9 protein-coding genes are annotated in these 12,383 nt (G+C 34.5%); 6 read left to right on the top strand and 3 right to left on the bottom strand.

The genetic code is table 11. The features are described from left to right. Positions 1-54 precede the first annotated feature (54 nt). Positions 55-585 carry an RNA methyltransferase gene (locus GXM17_RS04740; RefSeq protein WP_163398135.1) on the top strand — a complete coding sequence of 177 codons (531 nt, stop codon included), beginning with the start codon at positions 55-57 and terminating at the stop codon, positions 583-585. A 28-nt stretch (positions 586-613) separates the two neighbouring features. Here GXM17_RS04740 and folK read toward each other — a convergent pair whose 3' ends face one another. Next, complete coding sequence (gene folK, locus GXM17_RS04735) at positions 614-1,747, bottom strand: 2-amino-4-hydroxy-6-hydroxymethyldihydropteridine diphosphokinase (protein ID WP_163398134.1); 1,134 nt, start codon at positions 1,745-1,747, stop codon at positions 614-616. Positions 1,748-1,882: 135 nt separating this feature from the next. Between folK and sppA the strand changes: the two genes are divergently transcribed. The 3 genes from sppA (at position 1,883) to GXM17_RS04720 (ending at position 7,385) form a co-directional block, all read left to right on the top strand. Next, positions 1,883-3,640 (top strand): signal peptide peptidase SppA, encoded by a 1,758-nt coding sequence (gene sppA / locus GXM17_RS04730; protein ID WP_163398133.1) that lies wholly within the window; start codon positions 1,883-1,885, stop codon positions 3,638-3,640. A 9-nt stretch (positions 3,641-3,649) separates the two neighbouring features. Then, positions 3,650-4,597: an alpha/beta hydrolase family protein gene (locus GXM17_RS04725; RefSeq protein WP_163398132.1), complete on the top strand. Its 948-nt coding sequence runs from the start codon at positions 3,650-3,652 to the stop codon at positions 4,595-4,597. A gap of 160 nt (positions 4,598-4,757) precedes the next feature. Continuing rightward, on the top strand, positions 4,758-7,385 hold the full coding sequence (locus tag GXM17_RS04720) for an AsmA-like C-terminal region-containing protein (protein ID WP_163398131.1): 2,628 nt from the start codon (positions 4,758-4,760) through the stop codon (positions 7,383-7,385). Between the two features lie 50 nt (positions 7,386-7,435). On the opposite strand, the gene GXM17_RS04715 is transcribed toward GXM17_RS04720, so the two are convergent. Together GXM17_RS04715 and GXM17_RS04710 are read right to left on the bottom strand one after the other, a co-directional pair. Beyond that, positions 7,436-8,560, bottom strand: coding sequence for a glycosyltransferase family 9 protein (locus GXM17_RS04715; protein WP_341872900.1), 1,125 nt, complete (start codon positions 8,558-8,560; stop codon positions 7,436-7,438). Between the two features lie 167 nt (positions 8,561-8,727). Continuing rightward, positions 8,728-9,522, bottom strand: a complete 795-nt coding sequence (locus tag GXM17_RS04710) for a DUF2797 domain-containing protein (protein WP_163398130.1) — start codon at positions 9,520-9,522, stop codon at positions 8,728-8,730. A 217-nt stretch (positions 9,523-9,739) separates the two neighbouring features. Here GXM17_RS04710 and GXM17_RS04705 point away from each other — a divergent pair, with 217 nt between their 5' ends. Then, entirely contained in the window at positions 9,740-11,248 is a 1,509-nt protein-coding gene (locus tag GXM17_RS04705) for a GH3 auxin-responsive promoter family protein (RefSeq protein ID WP_163398129.1), read from the top strand. Positions 11,249-11,309: 61 nt separating this feature from the next. Then, complete coding sequence (locus GXM17_RS04700) at positions 11,310-12,206, top strand: restriction endonuclease (protein ID WP_163398128.1); 897 nt, start codon at positions 11,310-11,312, stop codon at positions 12,204-12,206. Positions 12,207-12,383: the final 177 nt, after the last annotated feature.

The raw sequence follows: 12,383 nt of genomic DNA, 5'->3' as shown, positions 1-12,383 counted from the left end.
TCGAAAAAGCTTCCTTATCTTTGGAAGCTTTTTTTATGACCCTAATTGAACCCAATGAGAAAACTTGAAAATAGTGAACTGGACAGAAAATCAATTGATGATTTTAAAAAATCAGAGAAAACACCGCTGATTTTAGTGTTAGATGATATTCGCAGCTTACATAATATAGGATCAGTATTTAGAACCGCCGATGCTTTTTTAGTAGAAAAAATCATTTTATGTGGTATTACAGCTACTCCGCCCAATAAAGAAATACATAAAACAGCTCTTGGCGCTACTGAAACTGTTGCCTGGGAACATCATGAAAATGTTTTGGAAGTTATTCAAAACTTAAAAAAAGAAAACGTATTAACCCTTGCCATCGAGCAGGTTGAAAGCGCCATTTTTCTTCAGGACTTTAAAGTGGAAAAAGATCAGAAATACGCCCTGGTTTTCGGAAATGAAGTATATGGAGTTGCCCAGGAAGCTGTAGCAATTTGTGATGGATGCATAGAAATTCCGCAGCTGGGAACCAAACATTCTTTGAACATTGCGGTAAGTGCCGGTATTGTTGTTTGGGATTTGTTTAAGCAAATTAAGAAATAAGCCGATTAGAGATATTAAAATAATTATATTAATTAACTACCCTCGTAATCTCATCCAATATAAAAAGATAATCTTCGTGATTCCTGACAAAATCCCGATCCGAAACATCAATTATCAAAACATTCAGATCGGTTTGGGATTTAATATATTCCATGTAACCGATATTAATTTTATCTAAATATGCAGCAGAAATATTTTGTTCGTAATTTCGTCCTCGCTTTCTAATGTTCTGAAGCAGCCTCTCTGTGTTCTGATACAAATAAACATACAAATCGGGCTTTGGCATTTCTTTATAAATAATATCAAACAAGTTTCTATACAAGCGATATTCGTCTTCTGCAAGTGTAATTTTTGCAAAAATCAGGGATTTAAAAATATGATAATCGGCAATTACAAAATCTTTAAACAAATCAAACTGCGCTAAATCATCAGATAATTGCTGGTAACGATCTGCGAGAAAAGACATCTCAAGTGGAAATGCATATCTGTTCTGATCTTTATAAAACTTAGGCAAAAACGGATTGTCTGCGAAGCGTTCCAAAACGGTTTTTGCATTAAAATCTTCTGCAATCTTTTGTACCAGAGTTGTTTTTCCCGCACCGATATTTCCTTCAAAAGCAATATAATTAAACTTTTCAGCCGGAATTCCCTTCAATGGATTTTTTAAATTCTGAACAACAGTACAAACACTGTCATCTGGAGTAATTGCAATTAATTCTGAAACAGTTTTTTGAAGAAGCGGATGTTTCCATGTCAATTTCAAATCCTGCATGGGGAGCAGGACAAATTTCCGGTTTTGCATTAACGGGTGCGGAACCTGAAGTTTATCTGATTCAATAATTTCATCATCAAAAACAATCAGATCAACATCAATAATCCGGGATTGATATCCTTGCTGACCAGAACGAATTCTTCCCAGACGTTTTTCAACTTTTAAAATCTGACTAAGTATTTTTTGTGCTGAAGAATAACTGTGTAAAAGCAAAGCACAATTGTAAAAAGCATCACTTTCGAATCCCCAGGCGGGCGTTTCATACAATTTTGAAACCCGGATTACGGTACCTATTTCCTGATGTATCAAATTAATACAACTTTCAATGTTTTCTAACCGGTTTCCCTGATTGCTTCCTATAGATAAAACGACCTGATGCTGTGATTTCATAATTATGCAAATTAACTAAAACTATTTTAGAATTAACAATATATTTGTGCTGCAGGTTCTGAACCGAATTTGTAATCGCTCATCAAAATCTGTAACGAAACATTTGTTTTTGCTACTTATTAAAAAAATATACTTATGAAATTCTTAGGAAATGTAGCTGCCACTGTGATTGGTATTTTTGTTTTTATCATGTTATTCTTCTTTGGAGTAATACTTATCGGAACTATTTTTGGAGGTGACGACAGCGTAACGGTAAAAGCCGATTCGGTTATTGAATTAGATTTAAAAGGAATCAATAATGACTACGCAGGAAAATTTACAGATCCATGGGTGACACAATTCTCGAAGGATGGGAAAGTTGGCCTGTCAGATGTAATTAACGCTATTGAAGCGGCAAAGACCGATGATAAAATTAAAGGTATCTCCATATTAAACGACGAATCTTCCTTAGGTCTTGCACAATATAAAGACTTGAGAAATGCACTGGAAAGCTTTAAAAAATCAGGAAAATTTGTCTGGGCTTATGCCAATATGTACTCGCAAAAAGAATATTATCTGAATTCTGTAGCCAATACGATCTATTTGAACCCTGCCGGTGATTTTGATTTTAAAGGACTTTCATCCGAAGTAATGTTTTTTAAAGATTTTCAGGAAAAATCAGGTATTCACATGGAAGTTATCCGTCATGGAAAATACAAAAGCGCTGTAGAGCCTTTCCTGGAAAACAAAATGAGTGAGGCCAACAGAGAGCAGATAACAGCCCTTTTAAATTCGATCTGGTCAACTATAGTTGCTGATGTTTCAAAGAGCCGTAATATACCTGTGACCAAACTAAACGAAATTGCAAACGGATTACTGGCGAGAACACCTGAAATGGCTAAGGCTCAGCATCTGGTTGACATTGTAGCCTATGAAGACGAATATCACAATGCCATCAAAAAAGCATTAAAAGTAGAAAGAGATGAAGATTATAACAAAATTTCGATTTCAGATTATACTCAAAACAATATCACTACTGCTCTAACCAACACGGCAACTGATGAAATTGCGATTATCTACGCTCAGGGCGAAATTGGAAGCGGTGAAGGCGACGTTAATCAAATTGGTGAAGGCTCCATGCGACGTTCATTAAAAGAAGCCAGAGAAAATGAAGATGTAAAAGCCATTGTTTTAAGGATCGACAGCCCGGGCGGAAGCGCACTGACCTCTGATCTGATCTGGAGAGAGATTGAAATTACTAAAAAAATCAAGCCTGTCGTAGTTTCTATGGGAAATTATGCTGCATCAGGAGGGTATTACATTGCCTGCAACGCCAATAAAATTTTTGCTGAAAAAAATACAATTACCGGTTCAATTGGTGTTTTTGGTATTTTACCGAATTTCAGTCCGTTAGCTAATAAATTAGGAATTAATACTGAACAGGTAAAAACGCACGATAACTCAGCGAACTACAGTCCATTTGTGCCTGTTGACGAAAAGTTCAAAGCTTTTACATTAGAGAGCGTTGAGCAAATCTACAAGACTTTTGTAACCCATGTTGCCGAAGGCCGAAAGATGACTTTCGCTCAGGTAGATGCTATTGCCCAGGGAAGAGTGTGGTCAGGATCGGAAGCTTTAAAAATTGGTTTGGTTGACGAAATTGGCGGACTGAATGATGCTATTGCCGAAGCAGCCAAAATTTCTAAAATAAAATCATACAATACTCGAAATTATCCTGAATATGATAAGGATCTAAATGATCTTTTGTCCGGATTTCCTTTTGCAAAATCAAAAGAATCTTTTATAAAAGAAGAAATTGGGGAAGAAAATTATTTACTTATTGAGCACATCAAAAGACTTCAGAAATTAAAAGGCGCTCAGGCAATAATGCCTTACACCATCAACATCAAATAATTCCGGAATATGAATAAAATAATTCTTCTTCTAACCGTTTTCATTCTAAGTTTTGTTAGTGCTCAGGATAAAAAAGAAATCACATTTAAGGAATCTCCGGTAGTATTAAAAATAAATATGGATCAGTTGTATGGTACGCTTACAATTCCGGAAGTATCCAAAAAATGTCCGGTTGCCTTAATTATTGCGGGTTCGGGACCAACAGACAGAAACGGAAATAATCCGATGATGAAAAACAATTCGTTGAAAATGCTAGCAGAGGCTTTAGCAAAAAACGAAATCGCATCATTACGCTTCGATAAAAGAGGAATTGGCGAAAGCAAAGCTGCTGCCCCTTCGGAAGCAGAACTGGTTTTTGAAAATTACAGCGAAGATGCAAAAAGCTGGATCAATTTATTAAAACAAGACAAACGTTTTTCTAAAGTAATTGTAATTGGGCATAGCGAAGGCTCTTTAATCGGAATGATTGCAGGAGCAAAAGCGGACAAATTTGTTTCAATTGCCGGAGCCGGAGATGCTGCGGATAAAATTTTAAAAGCGCAGATTTCTTCAAAAGGAATGAAGCAGATCGAAGACATGACCTTTCCTATTATTGACAGTCTGAAAAGTGGTAAAACCGTAAAGAATGTTGACCCAATGCTTAATTCTCTTTTTCGACAAAGCGTCCAGCCTTATTTAATTTCGTGGTTCAAATATAACCCACAGGAAGAAATTAAAAAATTAAATGTCCCTATTCTGATTATTCAGGGAACCAAAGACTTGCAGGTAACAGTAAAAGATGCCGACAATTTATCCAAAGCCAATACCAATTCTGAATTGCTGATTATTGACAATATGAACCATATCATGAAAGTCATCGGGGGCGACCAACAGGCAAATATAGAAAGCTACAGCAATGAAACCATGCCCATTTCTGAAACGCTGACTTCCAAAATAGTTTCTTTTATCCGGAAATGACAATAAAAATTAAATCGAATCCGTTTGAAATAGTAAACTCAAACGGATTTTTTTATTGAATTTTATCAAAAAATTACCAAAAATCTCCCGCATAAAAAGCTATTTTTGCCAGCATCATTGATTATTTTTTGTTTCTTTCAAACCCCAAATATTAATAATTATGTTAAAGAAAATTTTAAAAATCACAGCGATTGTACTCGTAGTTCTGGTTGCTGCCTTATTTGCTGTTCCTTACCTCTTCAAAGATCAGATCAAAGCTAAAATTGCCGAGGCGATCAACAAAAGTGTCGATGCAAAAGTTAGTTTTGCTGAAGCAGATTTAAGTCTGTTTAAAAACTTTCCAAATGCCAATGTTTCCATTGAAAAGCTGTTGATTATCAACAAAGCCCCTTTTGAAGGGGATACTTTGGTTTCGTTAGGACAACTGGATTTAAAAATGAGCATCAAAGAACTTTTTAAAGGAAAAGAAGAACCTTTAAATATTGAAGGAATCAGTTCTGAAAATGGTATAATTAATATTATTTTCAACAAGGACGGCATTGGAAACTTTGATATTGCTTTGAAAGATGAAAAAGAAACCAAATCAGATGGCAAAAGCGATCCCCTTTCCTTAAAAATCCAAAGCTACAAAATCGAAAATTTCACTTTCAGATATATTGATGAGGGGTCTAAAATAAAAATGGTAATAGACAGCCTGAACCATGAAGGAACCGGAGATTTTACCAATTCTAAACTGGATTTAAATACAAAAACGACAGCTAACGTTTCTTTGGACATGGATAAAATGAATTACCTTAAAAAGGTAAAACTCACGCTGGATGCCGTTTTAGGAATTGATTTAGAGCAAAGCAAATATACTTTTAAAGAGAACAAAGCCTTAATCAATCAGTTGCCTTTAGAATTTGACGGATTTATTCAAATGGCTGAAAAAGCGCAGATTTATGATTTGAAATTTAAAACTCCAACCTCATCGTTTACCAATTTCTTAGGATTGATTCCATCCGCCTATGCTGCAAGTCTTGATGGTGTAAAAACAACCGGGGATTTTACCGTTGTTGGTTTTGCAAAAGGGGAATTAACAGACACAACGGTTCCGAAATTCAATATTGCAATTGCATCTCACAACGCTTCATTTCAATATCCGAACTTACCAAAATCAGTTCAGAATATCGTGATTGACACCAAAATAATCAATGAAACCGGTATTTTAAATGATACTTATGTAAATCTGGACAAACTTTCTTTTAGAATCGATCAGGATGTTTTTAGTGCTAAAGCGAATATTAAAAACGTAACCGTAAATCCTATTGTTGATGCTGCTTTAAAAGGAACTATCAATCTGGCCAATCTTTCAAAAGCATACCCAATTAAACTGGACAAACCTTTGGCAGGTATCTTAAAAGCCGATGTAACAACGAAGTTTGATATGGCTTCTGTAGAAAAAAGTCAGTATCAAAACATAAAAAACGCAGGTACGATGAGTTTGTCCGGTTTCAAATATACTGATGAGAATAATAAATCGATGAACATCAGTACTGCCCTGGTAGAGTTTAATCCAAGTACAATCAATTTAAAACAGTTTAATGCCACTACAGGAAGAAGCGATATTGCCATTAACGGAGTTTTGGAGAATTTCTATGGTTTTATGTTTAAAAAACAAGAGCTGAAAGGAAACTTCAATATGAGTTCAAACCAATTAGCTGTTGATGATTTTATGACTTCGGGCGAGCCTGCAAAAACGACAACTGCAGGTGGGGAAGCAAAAGCTGAAACAACAACGGCTGCAAAACCGGCAGAAGCAATGAAGATTCCGGCATTTTTAAATTGTACTTTAAATGCTAAAGCAAATACTGTTTTATATGATAATTTAAAACTGACTGCGGTTTCAGGAAAATTAATCATCAAGGACGAAAAAGCCACTTTAGAAAACTTCAAAACTTCTATTTTTGGAGGAACAATCGGTTTAAGCGGCGCCGTTTCGACAAAAACAAAGGTTCCTGCCTTTGACATGAATTTAGGTTTTAATCAGGTTGATATTGCGCAGACTTTTACACAATTGGATATGATGAAAAAAATTGCTCCAATTGCAGGAATTATTAATGGTAAACTGAATTCAACAATCAAATTAAACGGAAATTTAGATGCCAGGGAACTCACTCCCGACTTGGCTTCAATTTCAGGTGACTTATTAGGGCAATTGCTTTCAACAACCGTAAATGCCAAAAATTCGACTTTATTGAATTCTTTAAGTTCAAAAGTAAATTTCATAGATGTAAATAAACTGAATCTGAATGACCTGAAAATGGCTTTAACATTTGATAATGGAAAGGTAAACATCAAACCTTTTGACATTAAATATCAGGATATCAAAGCCACTATTGGCGGAACACATGGTTTTGACCAGACCATGAATTATAATTTAAAATTAGATGTCCCGGCTAAATATCTGGGGAAAGAAGCAAATGCTTTTCTTTCAAAATTATCTCCTGCTGACGCGGCTAAACTGGAAAACATTCCAATTTCGGGAATGATAACCGGTAATTTTTCAAATCCGAAAGTGGCTATTGATACTAAAACAGCAGTTAACAACCTTACCAATCAGATCGTTAGTCAACAAAAGGATAAATTAAGCAAACAAGGTGCTGCAGCTCTTAATGATTTGCTAAATAAAAACACCAAATCAAAAGATACCACAAAAACAGCAACAGAGAATAAAGCAAAAACCAATGAAGAAGTCAAAGCTAAAGCCAGCGATTTACTAAATGGTTTGTTTAAAAAGAAAAAATAAATTAAAAAATAAAAGGTCAGTCTCTATCAGATTGGCCTTTTTTATATTTTTTAAATTGCTTTAGAATAGAGTCCTGATTTTCCATTATCTAAAATGGTATTAAAAATTTTGAAATACTCTTTTTCAGAAAGACTAGTGACATCTACTCCAATACTGTTATTGTCGTAAGGTTCATATTTTTTCAGGCTGGAAACTGAAAACAATCCTACAGTTGGGGTATGAACTGCACTGGCCAAATGCATGATTCCGCTGTCAGCTCCGATAAACAAATCTGTATTCGCAATTACAGCACCAATTTCCCGAATATTTTTGCTGTAAAATGTTGGTGCTTTGAAACCAATCTGAGAAACGTTTTCTATAGGCAGAATTTCGATAATATTAAAATTTTCATATCCAGATTTTAAACCGGCATAAAAGTCTTCCCACCAGTCTTGTGACAAGCATTTTGCTCCTGTTGCATAAGTAAACACACAAATTGTTTTTTTATAGTTATTGACCAATTTTTGTAATGTTTGCCTGCCTTTTATGATCTCAACTGAAGTGAGTTTAAGATTTAACGGAGCAATGCTCTGTTCTCTTCTTTCAAAACCTAATTTGGTTGCATAATCCCTGAAATGATAAATTGGGTATTTGGCTATGTGGGCATAGTCTCCATAATATAAATTGGCAGAAAAAGGCAGGTCGCCAAAAAACTTAAACTTAGAATTTGAAAATTTTGTTGCCAGTCGGCCGGACGAAGAACCCTGATCTACATTTATGGCAATATCATATTTATATTTTTTTAAAGAAATCCATACAGCAAAATACTTTAGTAAACTACTGAAGGGCTTTATAGGTAGTTGAATTATCCTGTCAACAGAATCGTAATTTTCAAAAATCACCGGAGCTAAAAAACCTTTTACAAATAAATCAATTTTACTGTTTGGAAATATTTCTTCTAATTCCTGAACAAAAGGCGTAATCAACAAAAGGTTGCCTAATCGTGCATTAGGTCTGCAAATTAAAATTCTTTTAATTTCATTCCTGTCAACCAAAGTAAAACTGTGATCAGCATTTACTTTGCCGATATTCTTTGTCAGAGTTTGCGTTAATTTACGTCTCGCAACATTGATTTTACTCAGAACTCCCATTTTATAGTAATTAATCTGATTTACAATTAAAAAAAAGAAATTCATTTGCAGCAAATACAAAATAGCTTCCTAAATTTTTAAAAATACAGATCAATCAACAATTAACTATTATAAAATTATTACAAAATGTTTCAAAATTACTACTCCAAACAACTCGTAATCTGATACTTAAATAAAAGTTACTTTATAAAAAAAACATACAGTTTTATTAATTAAACTGAAATTGTAACCAAATAACCTTCCGATCCGCGGACATTGAAAACAGTTCCATTTTCAAAAATCAAATACTGACCTTTGATTCCAACCAGTTTTCCATGAAATGATGGTGTCTTGTCTAAATTCAGACTTGCCACTTTTGCCGGATAATACAAAACCGGATAAATTAAGTCGTAAACATCATCTTTTTGACTGTAAAAATATGCTCTGGCGACTTCCGGAATCAAGATTTCTAATTTTTCTTTTTCAGCGATCAGGTTGAAAGTTTCCAATGGATTCTGAAGCATCTTCCTCCAGTTGGTTTTATCCGTATAATGATTTTTTAAGGCAACCTCAGTTATTCCTGCCAAATATCGATTCGGAACCTCAACAATTGCAATTGCCTGGCTCGCGCCCTGATCTATCCATCTGGTCGGGACCTGTGTTTTGCGGGTAACGCCTACTTTTATTTCACTTGCCACAGCCAGATAAACAATATGTGGCTGCAACTGAACTTTTTGTTCGTACTCCAAATCCCGGTCTGCGATTCCTAAATGTGCCGTACTCAGCTCCGGTCTCATAATCCAGTCTCCTACAGCCGGACTTGAATAAAAGCAGTCGTAACAAAATCCCTGACGGAATATTTTTTTCTTTTTACAGCAATTCAAACATTGGTAGCCTGCAAAATTAATTTCGATTTCCTTATTCAGTAACTGATTCATGTTTAGAAAACTATCTTCGAAAACCAGATAATACTGAATTGGGTCACCAATTTCCGTCTGCATTTTTGTAAGTACTCCTTCGTAGGTCATAAGATTTAGATTGCTGATTTTAGATTTTATCTTGTTAAAAATGGGATTTTTGAAATGGAATCTTTATTCTAAATAAATTGTTTTTTATAAAAAAACACTATTTTTGAGTGGCAACAAAGTTACATTTTGTCCGCCGATATTCAAATTTTAAATTTCCGGTATTTGCATTTATAGTAAATAGTAGTAACTTAAAATCTTAAACCTAAATACATTCTTCATGCCTCTATCTATAATAAATTCTTTTGCATCCTGGGTTCTCAAACAAAGAATACATCAAATTGAACTTTTTTTAAAATATCCCAATGAAGTTCAGGAAGAACTGCTGCATAATTTATTGACGGCTTCAGAAAATACAATTATTGGAAAACAATACGATTTTGCCTCTATCAGTTCTTATAAAACTTTTGCAGAAAGAGTTCCGGTTTCAGGTTACGAAGAATTACAGCCTCTGATTGAACGTACACGCCAGGGAGAACAGGGTGTTTTTTGGGAAAGTCCTATAAAATGGTTTGCAAAATCCAGCGGAACCACTAATGCCAAAAGTAAATTTATACCCGTAAGCAACGAAGCTCTTGAAGACTGCCATTACAAAGGCAGTAAGGATTTACTTTGTATGTATTTAAATAATAATGAGGATTCGGAATTGTTTGTAGGGAAAAGTCTTCGTTTGGGTGGAAGTTCTCAAATTTATGAAAACAACAATACTTTTTTTGGAGATCTATCAGCGATTTTGATTGAAAATATGCCAATCTGGGCCGAATTCAGCAGTACGCCAAGCAGCAGGACTTCGCTGATGAGTGAATGGGAAACTAAAATTGCCGCCATCATCAACGAAACCAAGAACGAAAATGTAACCAGTTTTGCCGGAGTTCCGTCCTGGATGCTGGTTTTGATGAACAGGGTTCTGGAAGATACAGGAAAAGGAAACTTATTAGAGCTTTGGCCGAATCTTGAAGTGTATTTTCACGGAGGGGTGAGTTTTTCTCCTTATAAAGAACAATACAAGAAAATCCTGCCAAGCAAGGATTTTAAGTACTACGAAATTTACAACGCCTCCGAAGGCTTTTTTGCGATTCAGGATTTGAACAATTCCAGTGATTTATTGTTGATGCTGGATTACGGAATCTTCTACGAATTTATTCCGATGGACACTTACGGAACGCCAAACCAAAAAGTAATTCGTCTGGCTGATGTGGAGCTGAATAAAAACTACGCTATTGTTATTACTACTAATTCAGGATTGTGGCGTTATTTAATTGGTGACACCGTTCGGTTTACCTCATTAAACCCATACAGAATCAGGGTTACAGGAAGAACCAAACATCACATCAATGTTTTTGGCGAAGAATTAATGGTTGAAAATACTGACCAGGCGATTGCCAAAGCCTGCGAGATCACCCAGACAGAAGTTATTGATTATACTGTTGCCCCTATTTTTATGCAGGACAAAGAGAAAGGCGCCCACGAATGGATGATCGAATTCAAACAAAAGCCTGCCGATGTGGGGCTCTTCCAGAAAGTGCTGGATGAAACGTTACAGACTTTAAATTCTGATTACGAAGCAAAACGTTACAACAACATGACCTTAAACCCTTTAGTGATTAATGTTGCCCGTGAGAATTTGTTTTATGATTGGCTGAAAGAACGTGACAAATTAGGCGGGCAGCATAAGATTCCGAGGCTTTCTAATCAGAGGGATTATTTAGAGCAGTTGAAGGGGATGTAATTCAGAGTAGACGTACCTAAATGATAAGACTTTTAATAATAAAAAATTATTTATAAAAATAATGATTATCGAAATACCTAAATTTCACGAAACTTTTAATCCTATTTTGAAAGTACTTAGTGATGGAAAAACAATTCATACCAGAGAATTACAAAAATTGGTAATTGAAAAGTACTTTTATCAGCTAAACGAAGAACAGTTAGCAGAGAAGACAAAATCAGGAGAAAATTTAGTAAATAATCGAATTGCTTGGGGAAAATCATATTTAAAAAAAGGTGGTTATATATTTTATCCTGAAAGAGGAAATGTCAAAATTACAGACAAAGGTCTAAAACAAAAATCCGAATTGTCTTTGAAAAATGTTGTGGATGATTCGGGAATTGTAAATTTCTATGCCGAAGAAAATCTAAAAAATAACACTAAAAAAAATGAATTAAAGGAAATAATAAATTCTTCGCCTCAAGATTTAATTGATACTGGATTTTCTCAAATAGAAAAAGAAGTAAAAAATGATCTTTTAGAAAAGCTAAAAACTATAGACCCATATTATTTTGAAAAAGTAATTTTAATATTACTAAAGAAGATGGGCTACGGAGAATTTATTGAGACTTCAAAATCTGGTGATGGTGGAATTGATGGAATCATAAACGAAGATAAACTTGGCTTAGATAAAATTTACATACAAGCAAAAAGATTTAATGAAAATAAAGTTCGAGAAAAAGATATTCGAAATTTTATCGGTGCAATGAGTGGAGATACAAATAAAGGTGTTTTTGTTACAACATCACTATTTGATATTGGAGCTATTGAAAAAGCTAAAAATGCTCATCACAAAATAATTTTATTAGATGGAAATAAATTAGTGGATTTAATGCACGAATTTAATGTTGGAATTCAAATAAAAGCAACTTATGAAGTCAAACAATTAGATCAAGATTTCTTTGAAGAACAATATTAATTTCATAAATTAGATACTTACTTTATAATTTAAATTCAATTTGTCATTTCGACCTTTTCGGGAGAAATCACACAAGTTGAGCAGCAGATTGTTATTGAAATACTGCATGTGATTTACTTGTGTGATTTCCCAATGCTAGCGCGAGCGTTCCGCTCGTGAGCACAAAAATTCAAATTA

Origin of the sequence: Flavobacterium fluviatile, assembly GCF_010645065.1 — a bacterium.
GTDB lineage: Bacteria > Bacteroidota > Bacteroidia > Flavobacteriales > Flavobacteriaceae > Flavobacterium > Flavobacterium fluviatile.
The sequence above is the reverse complement of the archived record's forward strand: the minus strand, read 5'-3'. Positions and strand labels throughout refer to the sequence as shown.

Excerpts from the sequence above, each read along its gene's own strand:
- GXM17_RS04740 (WP_163398135.1), top strand. The coding sequence starts at position 55 with ATGAGAAAACTTGAAAATAGTGAACTGGACAGAAAATCAATTGATGAT.
- folK (WP_163398134.1), bottom strand. The coding sequence starts at position 1,747 with ATGAAATCACAGCATCAGGTCGTTTTATCTATAGGAAGCAATCAGGGA.
- sppA (WP_163398133.1), top strand. The coding sequence starts at position 1,883 with ATGAAATTCTTAGGAAATGTAGCTGCCACTGTGATTGGTATTTTTGTT.
- GXM17_RS04725 (WP_163398132.1), top strand. The coding sequence starts at position 3,650 with ATGAATAAAATAATTCTTCTTCTAACCGTTTTCATTCTAAGTTTTGTT.
- GXM17_RS04720 (WP_163398131.1), top strand. The coding sequence starts at position 4,758 with ATGTTAAAGAAAATTTTAAAAATCACAGCGATTGTACTCGTAGTTCTG.
- GXM17_RS04715 (WP_341872900.1), bottom strand. The coding sequence starts at position 8,560 with ATGAATTTCTTTTTTTTAATTGTAAATCAGATTAATTACTATAAAATG.
- GXM17_RS04710 (WP_163398130.1), bottom strand. The coding sequence starts at position 9,522 with ATGACCTACGAAGGAGTACTTACAAAAATGCAGACGGAAATTGGTGAC.
- GXM17_RS04705 (WP_163398129.1), top strand. The coding sequence starts at position 9,740 with ATGCCTCTATCTATAATAAATTCTTTTGCATCCTGGGTTCTCAAACAA.
- GXM17_RS04700 (WP_163398128.1), top strand. The coding sequence starts at position 11,310 with ATGATTATCGAAATACCTAAATTTCACGAAACTTTTAATCCTATTTTG.